19 protein-coding genes and 1 pseudogene are annotated in these 17456 nt (G+C 72.2%); 15 read left to right on the top strand and 5 right to left on the bottom strand.

Going from position 1 to position 17456, the window contains the following annotated elements; translation table 11 throughout:
* The 3 genes and pseudogenes from ABZ457_RS24385 to ABZ457_RS24375 form a co-directional block, all read left to right on the top strand.
* A pseudogene (locus ABZ457_RS24385) lies at positions 1–162 on the top strand (IS3 family transposase); the annotation flags it as partial.
* 40 nt (positions 163–202) lie between these two features.
* The gene (locus tag ABZ457_RS24380) at positions 203–469 is read left to right on the top strand and encodes an IS3 family transposase (RefSeq protein ID WP_359160889.1); all 267 of its coding nucleotides are present in this window, start codon (positions 203–205) and stop codon (positions 467–469) included.
* Between the two features lie 111 nt (positions 470–580).
* Complete coding sequence (locus tag ABZ457_RS24375; RefSeq protein ID WP_359160886.1) at positions 581–943, top strand: DDE-type integrase/transposase/recombinase; 363 nt, start codon at positions 581–583, stop codon at positions 941–943.
* Here ABZ457_RS24375 and ABZ457_RS24370 read toward each other — a convergent pair.
* Entirely contained in the window at positions 885–1442 is a 558-nt protein-coding gene (locus ABZ457_RS24370) for an SDR family oxidoreductase (protein WP_359160926.1), read from the bottom strand. The two genes, ABZ457_RS24375 and ABZ457_RS24370, sit on opposite strands and share 59 nt — an antisense overlap.
* A 48-nt stretch (positions 1443–1490) precedes the next feature.
* Positions 1491–2033: an excalibur calcium-binding domain-containing protein gene (locus ABZ457_RS24365; RefSeq protein WP_359160883.1), complete on the bottom strand. Its 543-nt coding sequence runs from the start codon at positions 2031–2033 to the stop codon at positions 1491–1493.
* Between the two features lie 207 nt (positions 2034–2240).
* Between ABZ457_RS24365 and ABZ457_RS24360 the strand changes: the two genes are divergently transcribed.
* The 3 genes from ABZ457_RS24360 (at position 2241) to ABZ457_RS24350 (ending at position 4954) form a co-directional block, all read left to right on the top strand.
* Positions 2241–2606: a hypothetical protein gene (locus ABZ457_RS24360; protein ID WP_359160880.1), complete on the top strand. Its 366-nt coding sequence runs from the start codon at positions 2241–2243 to the stop codon at positions 2604–2606.
* A gap of 209 nt (positions 2607–2815) precedes the next feature.
* On the top strand, positions 2816–4576 hold the full coding sequence (gene ctaD, locus ABZ457_RS24355) for a cytochrome c oxidase subunit I (protein ID WP_359160877.1): 1761 nt from the start codon (positions 2816–2818) through the stop codon (positions 4574–4576).
* Between the two features lie 12 nt (positions 4577–4588).
* Positions 4589–4954 (top strand): hypothetical protein, encoded by a 366-nt coding sequence (locus ABZ457_RS24350; protein WP_359160874.1) that lies wholly within the window; start codon positions 4589–4591, stop codon positions 4952–4954.
* A gap of 68 nt (positions 4955–5022) precedes the next feature.
* Here ABZ457_RS24350 and ABZ457_RS24345 read toward each other — a convergent pair whose 3' ends face one another.
* On the bottom strand, positions 5023–5412 hold the full coding sequence (locus ABZ457_RS24345; RefSeq protein ID WP_359160871.1) for a GntR family transcriptional regulator: 390 nt from the start codon (positions 5410–5412) through the stop codon (positions 5023–5025).
* Positions 5409–6152: a hypothetical protein gene (locus ABZ457_RS24340; RefSeq protein ID WP_359160868.1), complete on the bottom strand. Its 744-nt coding sequence runs from the start codon at positions 6150–6152 to the stop codon at positions 5409–5411. Before ABZ457_RS24340 ends, ABZ457_RS24345 begins: the two co-directional genes overlap by 4 nt.
* 193 nt (positions 6153–6345) lie before the next feature.
* On the opposite strand from ABZ457_RS24340, the gene ABZ457_RS24335 reads away from it, so the two are divergent.
* The 5 genes from ABZ457_RS24335 to ABZ457_RS24315 all read left to right on the top strand — a co-directional run bounded on the left by ABZ457_RS24335 (position 6346) and on the right by ABZ457_RS24315 (position 11538).
* Positions 6346–7146, top strand: coding sequence for a 2,3-dihydro-2,3-dihydroxybenzoate dehydrogenase (locus tag ABZ457_RS24335; protein ID WP_359160865.1), 801 nt, complete (start codon positions 6346–6348; stop codon positions 7144–7146).
* A 227-nt stretch (positions 7147–7373) separates the two neighbouring features.
* On the top strand, positions 7374–8519 hold the full coding sequence (locus ABZ457_RS24330; protein ID WP_359160923.1) for an isochorismate synthase: 1146 nt from the start codon (positions 7374–7376) through the stop codon (positions 8517–8519).
* Positions 8516–10177 (top strand): (2,3-dihydroxybenzoyl)adenylate synthase, encoded by a 1662-nt coding sequence (locus ABZ457_RS24325; RefSeq protein ID WP_359160862.1) that lies wholly within the window; start codon positions 8516–8518, stop codon positions 10175–10177. Before ABZ457_RS24330 ends, ABZ457_RS24325 begins: the two co-directional genes overlap by 4 nt.
* Positions 10178–10308: 131 nt before the next feature.
* Positions 10309–11277, top strand: a complete 969-nt coding sequence (locus tag ABZ457_RS24320) for a TerC family protein (protein ID WP_359160859.1) — start codon at positions 10309–10311, stop codon at positions 11275–11277.
* A 51-nt stretch (positions 11278–11328) separates the two neighbouring features.
* Complete coding sequence (locus ABZ457_RS24315; RefSeq protein ID WP_359160856.1) at positions 11329–11538, top strand: hypothetical protein; 210 nt, start codon at positions 11329–11331, stop codon at positions 11536–11538.
* 94 nt (positions 11539–11632) lie between these two features.
* On the opposite strand, the gene ABZ457_RS24310 is transcribed toward ABZ457_RS24315, so the two are convergent.
* Positions 11633–12580 (bottom strand): methionyl-tRNA formyltransferase, encoded by a 948-nt coding sequence (locus ABZ457_RS24310; RefSeq protein ID WP_359160853.1) that lies wholly within the window; start codon positions 12578–12580, stop codon positions 11633–11635.
* A 262-nt stretch (positions 12581–12842) separates the two neighbouring features.
* Here ABZ457_RS24310 and ABZ457_RS24305 point away from each other — a divergent pair, with 262 nt between their 5' ends.
* From ABZ457_RS24305 to ABZ457_RS24290, 4 genes are all read left to right on the top strand, one after another.
* Positions 12843–14198, top strand: a complete 1356-nt coding sequence (locus ABZ457_RS24305) for a lysine N(6)-hydroxylase/L-ornithine N(5)-oxygenase family protein (protein ID WP_359160850.1) — start codon at positions 12843–12845, stop codon at positions 14196–14198.
* Between the two features lie 88 nt (positions 14199–14286).
* Entirely contained in the window at positions 14287–15345 is a 1059-nt protein-coding gene (locus ABZ457_RS24300) for an iron ABC transporter permease (RefSeq protein WP_359160847.1), read from the top strand.
* The gene (locus ABZ457_RS24295; protein ID WP_359160844.1) at positions 15342–16454 is read left to right on the top strand and encodes an iron ABC transporter permease; all 1113 of its coding nucleotides are present in this window, start codon (positions 15342–15344) and stop codon (positions 16452–16454) included. Before ABZ457_RS24300 ends, ABZ457_RS24295 begins: the two co-directional genes overlap by 4 nt.
* Before the next feature lie 118 nt (positions 16455–16572).
* Positions 16573–17391 (top strand): ABC transporter ATP-binding protein, encoded by an 819-nt coding sequence (locus ABZ457_RS24290; RefSeq protein WP_359160920.1) that lies wholly within the window; start codon positions 16573–16575, stop codon positions 17389–17391.
* The last annotated feature ends 65 nt before the right edge of the window (positions 17392–17456 follow it).

The raw sequence follows: 17456 nt of genomic DNA, 5'->3' as shown, positions 1-17456 counted from the left end.
GTGAAGGAAGCCCTGCGGCAATGGGTCCGTCAGGCCGAGGACGACCGGGGCGAGCGATCTGACCTGCTCACCACGGCCGAGAAGAGCGAACTCGCCCAGCTCCGCCGGGAGAACGCTGAGTTGAGGCGGGCGAACGAGATCCTGAAAGCCGCCTGGGTGTTTTTCGCGAAGGAGCTCGATCAGCCCGCATGAGGCCGACGCGGTGATCGACCGCCTTCGCGGCGACGTCGGGGTCGAGCCGGTCTTCCGGGAGCTGGGCATCTCGGTCTCGGCATGCAACGTCCGCCGCAGGCGGCCGAAGTCCGCCCGGCGCTTGCGCGACGAGCAGTTCCTGACGAAGATCCGCGCCGTTTACATCGCCTCCGGTGGGACCTGTGGCACCCTCAGGATCCACCGCCGACTGCGGCGCGAGGGGGTCGCCGCCGCCCGCTGCACCATCGAGCGGCTTATGCGCGAGGACGGCCTGTAGGGCGTCATCCGAGGCCTGCGCCGTCGGGCCACCATCCCGGAGCCGACCGCCCCGCGCCCGCCGGGCCTGGTCAACCGGCTCTTCACTGCAACACGGCCGAACCAGCTCTGGGTGGCGGACCTGACCTGTGTCCGGACCTGGCCCGGCTGGGTCTACGTTGCGTTCGTCCTCGACGTGTACTCGCGGATGATCGTGGGATGGCAGCTCGCGACCCACATGCGCACCGATCTCCCGCTGAACGCCCTGGAGATGCCCGTGTGGCGCCAGGGCATCAAGAAGAGATCGGGCCTGATCCATCGCAGTGATCGCGGCAGCCGATACGTGTCGATCCGCTACAGCGAGCGGCCGATGGACGGCGCGGCCGCCGCGGTGGGCTCCGTCGCGGACTCGTACGACAACGCGATGGTCGAGGCACTCAACGGCACCTCCAAGGCCGAGCTGATCGAGCACCAAGACCCCCTGGCGCGACGCTGAACAGGTCGAACGCGCCGTCGTGCAGTGGGTCGGCCGGCCCGCTATGCACACCGGCATGCACACGGTCCTGTACGACCCCGAGGGGCTCATCGAGGCGGAGCTCCCGCTCGACCGTGGTCGCAGAGGCGAGCGGAGCGGCCAGGTAGACGGCCATATCGGCGATTTCCTCCGGCTCGATCAGACGCTGGATCAGCGACGCGGCCGGTGGCGGAGCATGAACTCCCGCTGCACCCCGTCCCAACGGCAGGTCGTCGCCCACCAGCTCGCGCACGAAGTCCTCCACCCCGCGGGTGTGCGCCGGGTCGGCGATCAGGGAGTTCCCCGTGGCGCCCGTACCCGCGGCGTCCTTGGCGAACCCCCGGGTCACGGCGAGCAGGGCGGTCTTGGACATCCCGTAGTGGATCATCTCGGCCGGAATGGCCACGGCCGGGTCGCTGGCCACATTGAGCACCCGGCCGAACCCCCGGCTCTTCATGCCCGGCAGATACGCGCGGATCATCCGCACGGCCGTCAGGAGCGGACGGCCGGGGCGCGCCGACGCCCGGTGTCATTCGCAGCCGGTGCCGTCTCCGTCCCGGTCGAGATGGCGGCCGTAGCCCGGGTCGCCCGCGCGGACGGGGGCGGCGCCGGCGGCACGGGCCGCGTCGCAGTTCTTGTAGTACACGGAACCCCCGCCCCCGCCGCTCGAACCGGAGCCTCCGCCCGAACCGGAGCCGCCACCGGACCCCGAGTCCGACCCCGAGGCGGGCCGGACCGTCCGTGTCGTGGTGACCGTGACGGTGGGGCCGGGCTCGGTGACGGTCTCCGCGGGCTCCGGGCTCGCCGTCCGGGTGACCGTCGCGGTGGTGGTGGGGGCGGCCGTCACCGTGGTGGTGGCCGTCGGGGCCGCGGTCGCCCCGGCCGGCCTGGCGTCGCTGCCCGTGTCCGCCGAGCCCCCGGCGACCCCGCAGCCGAAGGAGAGCAGGGCGACCAGCAGACCGCCCGCGTAGACCCGCTTGTACGTCCACGGCGGGCGGTGCGCGGGGGGCGGTCCGGGCGGCCCCGGCGGTATCGGTCCGGTGCCACCGGGATGCGCGTACGGATTGCTCATGGTCCCCCCTCGGGTCCGCGGCTGGGAGCGACACCGTAACGCCTGTGAACGGAATGTGTACGTCCGTTGCAGAAAAAGCGAACATCCGCCGGATGCGGCTCCCGCCCGACTCCCGCCGTTCCCCGGTGGCGTGGCGCGTTGCGGGCCCTGGGCGGGGCGGCTTGAATACGCAGAACCTCGCCAAGCGCCCGGTGATCGGAGGCTGTCGTGCTGGCTCACGCGCTGGAACGCGGTGTCCTCGTGATCACGCTCACCACCGATGTCGACATCAGTGAACGCTCCGGTGTCTGCGCCGGTATCGCCCGGCTCGTCGGCGCGTACGCCCCGCTCCCGGTGGTCGTCGACCTGGCCATGCCGGTCGTCGGCCCGGCCGCGGTGAGCGCGGTGGTCCGGGCCCACCGTGAGTGCGTCCGCCTGGGGGTGCCGATGTGTGCGGCGACCGCCGGCGCGGCCGCCCGGCGGCTGCTGCGCGCCAACGTCGACACCAGCGACGTCCCGCTCGGCGTCTACGCCCGCGCCGGGGACGCGGTCACCGCCATGGCCGCCGCGGCGATCGGCTCCGGTTCCGCCTGACCCCGCCGCCTCTTCCCCGTCAGGGTGACCCCGGGTCGCGCCCCTCGCGGCCCCACCGGTGGGAATTCCCCGAACGGCCTATGTCGTGACACGGATCGGACGGGGCGTACCGATACATTTCCGGCGTATGCCTTACGGCGGACGCCGCGAAAGCGGGACGTCCGGTCCGGTCACGCGCCGACGGCGCCCATTTGTGCGGGGAGTTCACAGTGTCCACGGGTTCCTCTCCTCGACTCGGCTCGGCCGAGGACGAGGACGCGTACGAGAACGAACTGCCCGTCCGGGCGAAGGAACCCGGAAATGTGGTGATCCGGTGGCTGACCACCACCGACCACAAGACCATCGGCACCCTGTACATGACGACCGCCTTCGGCTTCTTCCTGGTGGGCGGCCTGATGGCGCTTGTCATGCGGGCCGAACTCGGCCGTCCTGGCATGCAGATCGTGTCGAACGAGCAGTTCAACCAGGCGTTCACGATGCACGGCACGGTGATGCTGCTGATGTTCGCGACGCCGTTGTTCGCGGGTTTCGCGAACTGGATCATGCCGTTGCAGATCGGTGCGCCGGATGTGGCGTTCCCGCGGCTGAACATGTTCGCGTACTGGCTGTACCTCTTCGGTTCGCTGATCGCGGTGGCCGGTTTCCTCACCCCGCAGGGTGCGGCGGACTTCGGCTGGTTCGCCTATTCCCCGCTCACCGACTCGGTCCATTCGCCCTATTACGGCGCGGACATGTGGATCATGGGTCTGGCGTTTTCCGGTTTCGGCACGATCCTGGGCTCGGTCAACTTCATCACCACGATCATCTGCATGCGCGCGCCGGGTATGACGATGTTCCGGATGCCGATGTTCACCTGGACCGTGCTGCTGACCGGTGTCCTGGTCCTGCTGGCCTTCCCGGTGCTGGCCGCGGCCCTGTTCGCCCTCGAAGTGGACCGGAAGTTCGGCGCGCATGTCTTCGACGCGGCCAATGGCGGGGCGCTGCTGTGGCAGCACCTGTTCTGGTTCTTCGGGCATCCCGAGGTGTACATCATCGCGCTGCCGTTCTTCGGCATCGTCTCCGAGGTCATCCCGGTCTTCTCCCGCAAGCCCCTCTTCGGCTACATCGGCCTGATCGGTGCGACCATCGCCATCGCGGGACTGTCGGTGACGGTGTGGGCGCACCATATGTTCGTCACCGGCGGTGTGTTGTTGCCGTTCTTCTCCTTCATGACCTTCCTGATCGCGGTGCCGACCGGTGTGAAGTTCTTCAACTGGATCGGCACGATGTGGAAGGGCTCGCTCTCCTTCGAGACGCCGATGCTCTGGACGATCGGCTTCCTGGTGACCTTCCTCTTCGGCGGTCTCACCGGAATCCTGCTCGCCTCCCCGCCGCTGGACTTCCATGTCTCGGACTCGTACTTCGTGGTGGCCCACTTCCACTACGTGGTCTTCGGCACGGTCGTCTTCGCGATGTTCGCCGGATTCCACTTCTGGTGGCCCAAGTTCACCGGCAAGATGCTCGACGAACGCCTGGGCAAGATCACCTTCTGGACGCTCTTCATCGGCTTCCACGGCACCTTCCTCGTCCAGCACTGGCTGGGCGCCGAGGGCATGCCCCGCCGGTACGCGGACTACCTGGCGGCCGACGGCTTCACCGCGCTGAACACCATCTCCACGATCAGCTCGTTCCTGCTCGGGCTCTCGATGCTCCCGTTCCTGTACAACGTCTGGAAGACCGAGAAGTACGGCAAGAAGGTCGGCGTCGACGACCCCTGGGGCTACGGCCGCTCCCTGGAGTGGGCCACCTCCTGCCCGCCGCCCCGGCACAACTTCGTCACCCTGCCCCGTATCCGCAGCGAGTCCCCGGCGTTCGACCTGCACCACCCGGAGGTCGCGACCCTGGACCACGCGAGCGACGCCGGGCGGCGCGATGTCGTCGAACCGGGCAAGGGGGTCGCAACCCCGCTCGGCGACGGCGACAGCAAGTAGGGGAGCGCGGCCATGAACCGATCCGCCCCGCACGCGGTCCGCGAGGAGGCCGCGTCCGGCATCGCCTGGCTGGAGGGCTTTCTGCTGGCCCAGGGCCGCGTCCTGGAGGCCCGCCGGGAGGCCGACGCCTTCGCGGACCGCATGCCCTGGCTGACCACCGCCCAGCGCGAGGACGTCGTCCGCCTCTACGTCCAGGACCGCGTCGCCCTCACCCGCCGCGTCCTGGAGTCCCTGGTCTCCCGCGCGGGCGAACTCCGCGCGGAGTACACCGCCCGCTACGAGAGCCTCCGCCGCCGCCTGCTGTGCGCGGCGGTGGCCGCCCTCCTCACCTCGGGGGCCCTGTGCGCCTGCGCGGTGCTGGTGAGCCTCGACGGCTGACGTCCCGCCCGTGCGGGCGACGGGCGTGGCCCGGAACGGCGCGCCCCGTCAGCCCTCCTCGCGCCCGGTCAGCCCCCCTCGCTCACCGCGAGGGCGTGGCGGACCGCCGCGAGGGCCTCCTCGTTGGACGCGCCGAGGCGGCGGACCGCCGCCGCGTAGGCGTCCGCCTGCTCGGCCAGTCTCGCCCCCGCGTCGAACGCGGACGCCGGGGCGACGACCTCCGTGCCCGAACCGCGCCGGCTGCGGACCAGGCCCGCCGACTCCAGCTCCCGATAGGCCCGCACCACCGTGTTGTTGGCCAGCCCGAGGTCGGCGGCGAGCTGGCGCACGGACGGCAGCCGGTCGCCCCGGACCAGCCGGCCGACCGCGATCAACTCGGCGATCTGCGCCCTGATCTGCTCGTACGGGGGGATGTGCGCGGTGTGGTCGACCCGGATGCCGACGCCGTGGGCGGTCACGCTCGCTCCTTGTGGTAGACCTGCGGCAGCAGGAGGACGGCCAGGCAGTGCCCGGCGGTGAGCGCGGCGACCAGGGCCGTGGAGCCCAGCCCCCACAGCGCCGCCGCCTTCGCTGCCCCCGCGCACGGCAGCATCAGTACCACGGTGGCGACCGTGACGCAGACCGCGAAGAGCGGCGCGCTCACCAGGACGCCCCAGGCGCCCACGGCGGCCCGCGCGCTGACCCGCCGCTGCGCGTCGTCGCCCGGCCGCAGCACGATGCTCCGCAGGAGCAGCAGGCAGACCAGGGTGCCGAGGGCCAGACCGCCCAGGACCGGCCAGGCGTAGTGCGGGCCGGGCCACGGCGCGAGGGTGCGGGTGCCCGTCGCGCAGGAGACGGTGAGCGCCCGGCCGCCCGCGTCCGCCGTCGCGGTGGCGGCGACGAGCACCCCGACCAGCACCAGGGCCTGCGCGGCCAGCGAGGTGGTCAGACCGCGCGGCACCGCGTCCCGGACGCGGCGCGGCGCGAGTCCGGCCATCCGTACCGGAGCCGGCCGCGGCCGCGCGACGAGATGCGCCGCGAGGACGCCCGCCATGACGCACAGCCCGAACACCGGGAACCCGTAGAGCAGATCGACGTCGGCGTCCGGGCTGAACGGGACGAGCCAGTTGACGGCCAGTCCGGTGAGCGCGCCCGCCCAGCGGAGCGGTGTCTCGGCGCGCTCCCGTCCGCGGGCCTCGTGTCGTGCCGTCGCCACCATCCCGTACCCCCGTCTCCCCGCACAGCTGTATCACCTTCCTGATACAGATAACCGGGGCCGGGATGGGTGTGTCAAGGGGTTGATACACCCTGACCGGCAGGCCGGGTCGGCGGGTTGGGGTGTCGGGGGCGGTGCGGATGTACGAAAACCATGCATTAGGTTAGGCTTACCTAAGTCATGGGGGGAGTGGCTCATGCCCGACCGCACATCCGGTGCCCGATCCGAACTCGCGGGCCGTACCGCCCTGGTCACCGGCGCCGCCCGGGGGATCGGCGCGGCCGTCGTCCGCGCCCTCGCCGCCGAGGGCGCCCACGTCGTCGCGACCGACCGCACCACGGACGGCATCGAGCCCGCGACCGAAGCGGCGCGCGCCGCCGGGGGAGCGGTGAGCGCGCGGGCGGTGGACGTCACCGACCGCGCAGCCGTCGAAGAGGCCGTCGCCGCCGCCGAACGGGACCACGGACCGCTGGACATCCTCGTCAACGTCGCCGGCATCCTCCGCCCCGGACCGGCGGCCCAACTCACCGACGAGGACTGGGCCGCCACCTTCGCCGTGAACACCACCGGCGTCCTCCACACCTGCCGCGCCGCCGCCGCCCGGATGAGCGCCCGGGGCAGCGGCAGCATCGTCACCGTCGGCTCCAACGCCGCCGGCATCCCGCGCACCGGCATGGCCGCCTACGCCGCCTCCAAGGCCGCCGCCGCCATGTACACCAAGTGCCTCGGCCTCGAACTCGCCCGCAGCGGCGTGCGATGCAACATCGTCGCGCCCGGGTCCACCGACACCGCCATGCAGCGCGCCCTGTGGACCGACGAGGAGGCGCCCCGCCGCGTCATCGACGGCGACCCCGCCACCTACCGCACCGGCATCCCGCTCGGCCGGATCGCCGCGCCCGAGGACATCGCCGAGGCGGTCCTCTTCCTCGTCTCCGACCGCGCGCGCCACATCACCATGCAGGAGCTCTACGTCGACGGCGGCGCCACCCTCCGGTGACACCGCCGCACGCCACCCTCACCCGCACGCCACCCCCACCCCCGCCGTGCCCCGGTACGGCACGCGGGAGAAACGGAGTCCCCGTGTCGACGGCACCCGAAGTCGCCACGCACCACACCCCCGCCGCCGGACGGCCGCCCGAGGCCACCGGGGCGGCGACCGCCCTCGCCGTCCCGGACACGCCCGCCCCGGCCCGCCCCGCCGCCCCCGACCAGGACCACCCCGCCGTGGGCGCGGCCACCGCCCTCCTGGACGGCTACCGCACCGGCGCCCGCTTCCTGGGCACCCCCACCCGCACCCTCCTCGGCCACGGCGTCCTGTGCGAAGTCCCGCACGACGAGCGGCCGTTGCCCGACCGGGTCGCCGCCGCCCTCGGCGCCGCCCGGGCCGGCGGACACCCCGCCCCGGTCGTCGTCGGCGCGGTGCCCTTCGACCGGAGCGCCCCGGCCGCCCTCGCCGTCCCCGCCACCCTGCGCACCGCGCCCCCGCTCGCCGCCGACCCCCTCGTCGGACTCCCCGCCGCCGCCCCGGCCCCGGCCGCCTGGCGCATCCGGCAGGTCCCCGCACCCGAGGAGTACGGCGCCCGGGTCGGCGCGGCCGTCGCTCGGATGTGGCGCGGCGAACTGAGCAAGGTCGTCCTCGCCCGCACCCTCGAACTCGACGGCGACGCACCCCTCGACGTCCCCGCCATGCTCCAGCGCCTGGCCCGCCGCGACCCGTCCGGCTACACCTTCGCCCTGCCCACCGGACCCGGCCGCACCCTGATCGGCGCCGGCCCCGAACTCCTCGTCTCCCGGCACGGCCGCCGCGTCGTCGCCAACCCCCTCGCCGGCTCCACGCCCCGCAGCGACGACCTCGCCGAGGACGTGCGCCGCGCCGCCGCCCTGCTGGAGTCCGCCAAGGACCGGCACGAGCACGCGGTCGTCGTCGACGCCGTCCACCAGGCCCTCGCCCCCCACTGCACCGGGATGTCCGTCCCCGCCGTGCCCACCCTGGTGCGCACCGCGACCATGTGGCACCTGTCCACCACCGTCACCGGCACCCTCGCCGCCCCGGACGCCTCGGCCCTCGACCTGGCCCTCGCCCTCCACCCGACGCCCGCGGTCTGCGGCACCCCCACCGCCACCGCCCGCCGGGTCATCGCCGAGAGCGAGCCCTTCGACCGGGGCTTCTTCACCGGTATGGTCGGCTGGGGCGACGCCCATGGCGACGGCGAATGGGTCGTCACCATCCGCTGCGCCGAGGCCGAACGCACCTCCCTGCGGCTGTACGCGGGAGCCGGTGTCGTCTCCGCCTCCGGTCCGGAGGCCGAGACCGCCGAGACCGCCGCCACCTTCCGTACCTTCCTGAGCGCCGTGGGAGCCGAGCTGTGACCACCGACCCGAGACCCGCACCGGCCCCGGCCGGGGCCGACGCCCCGCTGTGGCCCGAGGAGTTCGCCGAGCGCTACCGCGCCGCCGGCTGGTGGCGCGGCGAGACCTTCGGCGGGATGCTCCGCGAACGCGCCAAGGCCCACCCGGAACGCGTCGCGGTCGTCGACCCGGCGACGGAGAGGCGCTGGACGTACGCCGAACTCGACCTGCGCGCCGACCGGTTGGCCGCCGGCCTGCTCGCCCGGGGCGTCACCGCGGGCGACCGGGTGGTCGTCCAACTCCCCAACACGGCCGAGTTCTTCGAAGTGATCTTCGCCCTGTTCCGGATCGGCGCCCTCCCGGTGTTCGCCCTCCCGGCCCACCGCGAGTCCGAGATCGGCTACTTCTGCCGCTTCACCGAGGCCGTCGCCTATATCGTCGCTGCCGAGCACGAGGGCTACGACTACCGCCCCCTGGCCACCGCCGTCCGCGCCGAGGCGCCCGCGCTGCGGCACGTCCTGGTCACCGGCGGCGACCCCGGCGGGCACGAGGCCCTCGCCGAGGTGCCCACCGACCCCGCCGCCCTGGACCGGGTCCCCGGCCCCGCCCCCGGCGACCTCGCCTTCCTCCAGCTGTCCGGGGGCAGCACCGGCGTCCCCAAGCTGATCCCGCGCACCCACGACGACTACCTGTACTCGGTCCGCGGCTCCAACGAGCTCTGCGGCGTCGACGAGAACAGCGTCTACCTGTGCGTGCTGCCCGCCGCCCACAACTTCCCGCTCTCCTCCCCGGGCACCCTCGGCGCCCTGTACGCCGGCGGCACCGTCGTCCTCTGCCCCCGGCCCGCCCCGGAGACCGCCTTCCCCCTCATCGAACGGGAGGGCGTCACCATCACCGGGCTGGTGCCGCCGCTCGCCCTGGTGTGGACCGAGGCCGCCGCGTCGACCGCGCACGACCTCGGCAGCCTCCAGGTGCTGCTGGTGGGCGGCGCCAAGTTCAGCGAGCAGGCCGCCCGCCGGGTCCGGCCCGCGCTCGGCTGCACCCTCCAGCAGGTCTTCGGCATGGCGGAGGGGCTGGTCAACTACACGCGTCTGGACGACCCCGAGGAGACCATCGTCACCACCCAGGGCCGCCCGATCTCGCCGGACGACGAGATCCGTGTCGTCGACGACGAGGACAACGACCTGCCCGTGGGGGAGACCGGCCATCTGCTCACCCGCGGCCCCTACACGATCCGCGGCTACTGGCGGGCCCCCGACCACAACGCGCGGTCCTTCACCGAGGACGGCTTCTACCGCACCGGCGACGTCGTCCGGCTGACCCCGACCGGGCACCTGGTCGTCGAGGGCCGGGCCAAGGACCAGATCAACCGCGGCGGGGAGAAGATCGCCGCCGAGGAGGTCGAGAACCACCTCCTGGCCCACCCCTCGGTGCACGACGCCAACGTGGTCGGCGAACCCGACCCCTACCTCGGCGAACGGACCTGCGCCTATGTGATCCTGCGCGACGGCGCCGAGCCGCTGAAGGGCTCGGCGGTGCGCCGCTTCGTCCGCGAGCGGGGGCTCGCCGCGTACAAGGTGCCGGACCGGGTCGTGTTCGTGGACGCCTTCCCGCAGACCGGTGTCGGCAAGGTCTCCAAGAAGGACCTCCGGGCCGCCGACGGCCCGCCCGCGCCCTGATCACCGCGCCGCGCCCCCGGCAGCAGTACCGGGGGCGCGGCGCGCGCGTGGGGGAGACAAGGGCCGCGCCGTGGGTGAGACTTTCCGGAGGGGGGCCACTGACCGCACCCGCCCGGTGAGGGGGTTCTCCCGTGCTCGATGTGCCGGCCTGGCTGTGGATCGCGTTCGCCGTGACCGTCGTGGTGTCACTCGCCGTCGACCTCCTCGCGCACCGCGACACCCATGTCATCGGGTTCAAGGAGGCCGCCGCCTGGAGCGGCGTGTGGATCGGCCTGGCCATCGTCTTCGGCGGGGTCGTCTTCCTGGTCCTCGGCCCCACACCCGGGGTCGAGTACACGACGGCGTGGCTCCTGGAGAAGAGCCTGTCCGTCGACAACCTCTTCGTCTTCGCGCTGATCTTCGCCTACTTCAAGGTGCCCCGGGAGTACCAGCACCGGGTCCTGTTCTTCGGCGTCATCGGCGCGCTGGTCTTCCGCGGCATCTTCCTCGCCGCGGGCGTCGCCGTGGTCAGCCGCTTCACCGCGGTCCTCTTCGTCTTCGCGGCGATCCTCTTCTACAGCACCTACAAGATCCTCACCGGCCAGGACGAGAGCTTCGACCCCGGGCAGAGCTTCGCGGTCCGCATGCTGCGCCGGATCGTGCCCGTGCGGGACGAGTACGCGGGGCCGCACTTCTTCGTGAAGGAGGACGGCCGGCGGGTGGCCACGCCCCTCCTCGCGGTGGTGGCGGCGATCGAGGCGGCCGACCTGGTGTTCGCGGTGGACAGCGTCCCCGCCGTCCTGGCGGTCAGCGACGACACGTTCATCGTCTACACCAGCAACGCCTTCGCCATCCTGGGCCTGCGCGCCCTGTACTTCCTCCTGGCCGGACTGCTCGACCGCTTCCACTACCTCAGCAAGGGCCTCGCGCTCATCCTGTCCTTCATCGGCGTGAAGCTGATCCTGCAGGCGCTGCACAAGATGGTCAGCCCGGACATCCCGGAGATCCCCTCACCGGTGAGCCTGGCGGTCATCGCGGTGGTGCTCGCCGTCTCCGTCTTCCTGAGCATCCGCAGGCCCCCGGAGGGGGCGAAGGAGACGGAGCGGGCCGCCGAGGACTAAGCACAGCCATTTTTGTCCCATTATTTGGCAAACTCACCTATTCTGGTGAACATGCGCAAGGACGAGGACACGGACGAGGACACGAAGGCACCGCAGGCCGGACTGCGCTGCCCCGCCTGCCATCAGCCCGTGGAGACCGAGGTCACCCGGCACAAGACGATGGGGATGTTCGTCCCCGTGTACAAGCCGGGCCCCTGCCACAACCCCGACTGCCGCAAGCACGCCGCCGAGGACGACGAGATCTGGGCCGGCCACGCCTAGGCCACGCCCGGCCGCACCCGGGCGCTGCCCCTGAGGCGGGCCGCCCGGCCGCGCGTAGGGCCCGTCCCGCAGGCGCGCCGCGCCCGGCCGCCTCTCAGGGCCGGCCGGTCAGATAGCCGCCCATCGCGGTGAAGTACTCCGTCGCGGGCAGCTCCCGCCCGTCCTCGGTCCGTACCCGGGTGACGGCCAGTCCGCGGTTGCGGCCGCTCCGGGCGTCGGCCCCGGCGACGATCACCACCCCGTCCCCCTCGCGGTAGAAGACGCGGCCCGGGGTGCCGCCGTAGCGGCCCTTCGAGACCACGGCGGCGAGGATCTCCAGCCGCCTGCCCCGGTGGAAGGTGAAGGCGCTCGGATACGGGTCGGACTGGGCCCGGACCAGGCGTTCGAGGTCCTCGGCCGGCCAGGACCAGTCCATGCGGATGTCCTCCTCCGAGCGCTTGTGGAAGAAGGTCGCCCGGGAGCGGTCCTGCGGGGTGAACTCCGTCTCGCCGGCGGCGATCCGGGCGAGGGCCCCGGTGGTGACCGGGGCGATCAGGTCCACGGTCCGGTGGAAGAGGTCGGTGGCGGTGTCCGCGGGCCCGACCTCGACCGCCTCCTGCCGGACGATGTCACCGGCGTCCAGCTCGTCGTTCATCATGTGCGCGGTGACGCCCACCTCCGACTCCCCGTTGATGAGGGCCCAGATCAGGGGGGAGAAGCCGGCGTACGCGGGCAGCAGCGAGTCATGGATGTTCAGGGTGCCGTGGCGCGGGAGGCGGAAGATCCGCGGCGGGATCCAGGTGCGCCAGTTGTTGGCCACGATGATGTCCGGGTCCGCCTCCTTGAGGCGCTCGAACAGCTCGTCGTCGTCCGGCCGGTTGCGGATCACCACGGGGACGCCGTGCGCCTCGGCGAGGTCGGCGACCGAGTCGCTCCAGATCTTCTCGTAGGCGTGCTCGCTTCCGGGGTGCGTCACCACCAGTGCCACGTCGTGTTCGGAGTCCAGGAGGGCTTGCAGGGTGCGGTGCCCCCAGGTCTGGTAGCCGAACATGACGACCCGCATCGGGTTCCTCCTCGGGGCAGACGGCAGACCGACGGAAAGTAAAGCAAGGCTTACCTAAGGTGGCAACAGGGCTTGTTTCAGCCATTGTTGACGGTTCATCAAGAAAAGAAAGCGCCTTCCCCGCCCTGTCGACACCGGCGTGCGATTAGCTTAGGCTCACCTAAGTTTTGCCCCGGGCTGCCCTCGGGGGCCCGCCCCCCTCGTCCGTCCCCCCACCCCCGGCCGGCGGCTTCCCGTATGAACCGCATGAATTGGGAGTGACATGTCTCAGGTTCTTCCTGGCGACGCACCACTGGTCCACGACCTCATCGGCATCGGCTTCGGCCCCTCCAACGTGGCCATGGCGATCGCGCTCAGCGAGCACAACGCCCACGTCGGCAGGCAGGAGCAGGTCACCGCCCACTTCTTCGAGCAGCAGGCCGGCTTCGGCTGGCACCGCGGCATGCTGATCGACGACGCGACCATGCAGGTGTCCTTCCTCAAGGACCTGGTCACGCTCCGGAACCCGGCCAGCGAGTTCAGCTTCCTGTGCTACCTGAAGAGCAGGAACCGGCTGATCGACTTCATCAACCACAAGAGCCTCTTCCCCCTGCGGGTCGAGTTCCACGACTACTTCGAGTGGGCCGCGGCCCAGGTCGGCGACCTGGTCTCCTACGGCCACGAGGTCGTCTCCGTCACCCCCGTCGACCACGACGGCACCGTGGAGTACCTGGACGTGACCGTCCGCTCGGCGGCGGGGCTGTCCGTCCACCGGGCCCGCAACCTCGTCATCGGCACCGGGCTGCGCCCCCTGATGCCGGAGGGCGTCCCGCGCGGCGAACGCGTCTGGCACAACTCGGACCTGCTGCGCAAGGTCGACGCCCTCAAGGACGCCTCGCCCTCCCGGTTCGTCGTCGTGGGCGCCGGGCAGAGCGCCGCCGAGAACGTCGCCTATCTGCACCGCCGCTTTCCCGGGGCCGAGGTCTGCGCCGTCTTCTCCCGCTACGGCTACAGCCCCGCCGACGACAGCAGCTTCGCCAACCGGATCTTCGATCCCGGCGCGGTCGACGACTACTTCGCCGCCCCGGAGAACGTCAAGAGCCGGCTGATGGCCTATCACGGCAACACCAACTACTCCGTGGTGGACATCGATCTGATCGACGACCTGTACCGGCAGATGTACCGGGAGAAGGTGCTGGGCGCCGAACGCCTGCGCTTCCTCAACGTCTCCCGGGTCACCGGCGTGCGGGAGACCCCGGACGGTGTGCGCGCCACCGTGACCTCCCTCGTCACCGGTGAGGAGACGCCCCTGGACGCCGATGTCGTGGTGTTCGCCACCGGCTACAGCCCGGCCGACCCCCTCGGCCTGCTCGGCGGGATCGCCGGCCGCTGCCTCCGCGACGACGCCGGGCGGGTGCGCGTCGAGCGCGACTACCGCGTCGTCACCGACCCGGACCTGCGCTGCGGGATCTACCTCCAGGGCGGCACGGAGCACACCCACGGCATCACCACGTCCCTGCTGTCCAACACCGCGATACGGGTCGGCGAGATCCTGGACTCGCTCCTCGACCGGAGCGTCAAGGCCGGCTCCGACGAGTCCCGTCCGGCCGCCGGCGGCATCGGCAACGCGGCCCGATAACGACGCTCCGCCCCACCGCCCGGACCGCCGCACCGGCTTCCCGGCTTTCCGCCCGCCCCGACGGAGCAGAGGAATAACGTACGTCCCCATGTGCGCGATCGCAGTGGAACGCCCCGTGCCCGGGGGCGCAACGGAGGCCCGCCGGCGGCGGGTCGCGGGTGCGGGCGCCCTGCTGGGGGTCCTCGTCGTCGCGGCGGCGGTGTCCCTGGCCGTCGGCGCCCGCGCGCTGAGCCCCGCCGAGGTCTGGCACGGGCTGTTCGCGGACCCCGACCCCGACCGGCGGCTCACCGAGGTCAGGCTCATCGTGCAGACCGTCCGGCTGCCCCGGACGGTCCTCGCGGTCGTCGCGGGCGTCGCCCTCGGCGTCGGCGGCGCCCTGATCCAGGGCTACACCCGCAACCCCATCGCCGACACCGGCCTGCTGGGGATCAACGCGGGCGCCTCGTTCGGCGTGGTCTCGGTGATCGCCGTCCTCGGGTTCACCGACCCCTTCCAGTACGTCTGGTTCGCCTTCGCCGGGGCGGCGGTCGCCGGAGTCGTCGTCTTCGGCCTCGCGAGCATCGGCCGGGGCGCGGGCAACCCGCTGACCCTCGCCCTGGCCGGACAGGGCGTCGCGGTGTTCCTCCTGGCGATGACCACGGCGGTCGCGCTGACCGACCAGAAGTCGCTGAACGCCCTGCGGTTCTGGAACGCGGGCTCGCTGACCGGGGTCGGCTTCGACGTCATCTGGCCGGTGACCGCGTTCATCGCCACCGGACTGGGTATGGCGCTCCTCGTGCTGCCCGCCCTCAACCTCCTCAGCCTGGGCGAGGACGTGGCCCGGGCGCTGGGCGTGAACCTCGCGCTGAGCCGGACCACCGGCATCGCCGCCGTCACCCTGCTCGCGGGGGCGGCCACCGCGGCCTGCGGCCCCATCGCCTTCCTCGGGCTGATGGTGGCCCATGTGGCCCGCTATCTGACCGGGCCGGACTACCGCTGGCTGGTGCCGTACGCGGGCCTGCTCGGCGGTGTGGTCCTGCTCGTCTGCGACATCGTGGGACGCCTGGTGGTACGGCCGGGCGAACTGGACGCGGGGGTGGTGGTCGCCCTGCTGGGCGCCCCCTTCTTCGCGGTCCTGGTCTGGCGGGGAAAGTTCAGGAGCGCATGAACGGGACGGACGTGAGCGGGGCGGGCGTGAACAAGACGGACGTGGACGGGGCCGACGCGAAGGCAGCGGTCACGCCGGGCGTACGGCTCGGCCCTGTGTCGTTCGTGTGGCGGCCCTGGCCCGTCCTGGTCTCGCTGCTGCTGGCGGCCGCGGCCTTCCTGGTGTTCTGCCTCTCCATCGCCGTCGGCGACTTCCCCCTCGGCCTGTCCCGGGTGGTCGCCGTGATCCTCGGCGGGGGCGAACCGGTCGACGAGTTCGTGGTGATGGACCTGCGGATGCCGAGGGCGCTGGCCGGTCTGGTGGTGGGGATCGCCCTCGGGGTCTCCGGCGCGATCACCCAGTCCGTGGCGCGCAATCCGCTCGCCAGCCCGGACATCCTGGGGATCACCTCGGGAGCCAGTGCGGTCGCCGTCTTCCTGGTGACCGTCTCGGGCGGGGCGGCCGCCGTCGTCGGCGCGTGGGGGCTCTCCGCCGCCGCGCTGCTCGGCGGGCTCGGCACCGGGCTGCTGGTGTACTTCCTGGCCTGGCGGCGCGGGATCGACGGCTTCCGGCTGATCCTGATCGGCATCTCGGTGACCGCCGTGATGCAGGCGCTCACCACCTGGCTGCTGGTCTCGGCCGACATCCGGGACGTGGCCCGCGCCCAGGCGTGGCTGATCGGCTCACTGGACGGCCGCTCCTGGGACGAGGTGCGGATCGCGCTGTGGGGCACCCTCCTCCTCGGGTGCGTCGTCGCGGGCGTCGCGTTCCCGTTCAAGGCGATGCACCTGGGCGACGACGTGGCCGCCGGGCTGGGCGTCCGGTACACCCGGGTGCGCGCCGTCCTGCTGCTGTGCGCCGTGCTGCTGGCCGCCGCGGCCGTGAGCGCGGCGGGCCCGGTACCGTTCGTCGCCCTGGTGGCGCCGCAGGTGGCGATGCGTCTGGCGCGCGTCCCCACACCGCCGTTCGTGGCCTCCGGTCTCACGGGGGCGCTGCTGCTGATCGGTTCGGACCTGGTCGCGCGCACCGTGCTGCCGGTCACGCTCCCGGTCGGGGTGGTCACGGCCGCGATCGGCGGCCCGTTCCTCGTCTATCTGCTGGTGCGGGCGAACCTGGGACAGCGGGTATGAAGCAAGGGAATCCGACCAAGGGGGGCGTGTGACCGCTCAGTTCACCACCGGGAGCGAGACGGGGACGGGAAGCGGGACGGAGGCCGGAAGCGGGCCCGGGGCCGGGGGAGTCCCGCGGCTGGCCGCCCGGGGCGTCACCGTCGGATACGGCGGCCGGGCCGTCATCGACGGTCTCGACGTCACGATCCCGCCGGGCGTGATCACCACGATCATCGGCCCCAACGGCTGCGGCAAGTCCACCCTGCTGCGCACCCTCACCCGGCTGCTCAGGCCCACCAGCGGAGCCGTGGTGCTGGACGGCGAGGACATCGTCCGGCTGCGGACCAGGGACGTGGCGAAGAAGCTCGGCCTGCTGCCCCAGGCGCCGGTGGCGCCCGAGGGGCTGACCGTGGCCGACCTGGTCGCCCGGGGCCGCCATCCGCACCAGAGCTGGCTTCGCCAGTGGTCCTCGGACGACGCCGGGGTGGTGGAGCGCGCCCTGGCCATGACCGGGGTCTGCGAACTCGCCGCCCGCCCGGTCGACTCCCTCTCCGGCGGCCAGCGCCAGCGCGTCTGGATCTCGATGGCCCTGGCCCAGGGCACCGATCTGCTGCTGCTGGACGAGCCGACCACCTATCTCGACCTGGCGCACGCGATCGACGTGCTGGACCTGGTCGACGATCTGCACGAGTCGGGCCGCACCGTGGTGATGGTCCTGCACGACCTCAACCTCGCCACCCGCTACAGCGACAACCTCGTGGTGATGCGGGCGGGTTCGATCCTGGCGCAGGGGCATCCACGGGACGTGATCACCGCCGAGCTGCTGCACGAGGCGTTCGGGCTGCGGGCCGTGGTGATCGAGGACCCGACGGGCGGGGGACCACTCGTCGTACCGATCGGTCGCACGCATGTCCGAGCAGGTGTCGAGGGGCTCCGGCAGGGCGCTGGCCAGGGGTGAAGTCCTCAACTCCCTTGCAGAGAAGGAAAGTTGGCTGGTTAGGCTAGGCTTGCCTCACTTGCTCG

The organism is Streptomyces sp. NPDC005805 (genome assembly GCF_040630445.1).
Taxonomy (GTDB): Bacteria; Actinomycetota; Actinomycetes; order Streptomycetales; family Streptomycetaceae; genus Streptomyces.
This window is presented reverse-complemented; position numbering and strand designations above follow the sequence as displayed.

Excerpts from the sequence above, each read along its gene's own strand:
- ABZ457_RS24300 (WP_359160847.1), top strand. The coding sequence starts at position 14,287 with ATGTGCGCGATCGCAGTGGAACGCCCCGTGCCCGGGGGCGCAACGGAG.
- ABZ457_RS24310 (WP_359160853.1), bottom strand. The coding sequence starts at position 12,580 with ATGCGGGTCGTCATGTTCGGCTACCAGACCTGGGGGCACCGCACCCTG.
- ABZ457_RS24340 (WP_359160868.1), bottom strand. The coding sequence starts at position 6,152 with ATGGTGGCGACGGCACGACACGAGGCCCGCGGACGGGAGCGCGCCGAG.
- ABZ457_RS24295 (WP_359160844.1), top strand. The coding sequence starts at position 15,342 with ATGAACGGGACGGACGTGAGCGGGGCGGGCGTGAACAAGACGGACGTG.
- ABZ457_RS24335 (WP_359160865.1), top strand. The coding sequence starts at position 6,346 with ATGCCCGACCGCACATCCGGTGCCCGATCCGAACTCGCGGGCCGTACC.
- ABZ457_RS24365 (WP_359160883.1), bottom strand. The coding sequence starts at position 2,033 with ATGAGCAATCCGTACGCGCATCCCGGTGGCACCGGACCGATACCGCCG.
- ABZ457_RS24370 (WP_359160926.1), bottom strand. The coding sequence starts at position 1,442 with ATGATCCGCGCGTATCTGCCGGGCATGAAGAGCCGGGGGTTCGGCCGG.
- ABZ457_RS24350 (WP_359160874.1), top strand. The coding sequence starts at position 4,589 with ATGAACCGATCCGCCCCGCACGCGGTCCGCGAGGAGGCCGCGTCCGGC.
- ABZ457_RS24305 (WP_359160850.1), top strand. The coding sequence starts at position 12,843 with ATGTCTCAGGTTCTTCCTGGCGACGCACCACTGGTCCACGACCTCATC.
- ABZ457_RS24315 (WP_359160856.1), top strand. The coding sequence starts at position 11,329 with ATGCGCAAGGACGAGGACACGGACGAGGACACGAAGGCACCGCAGGCC.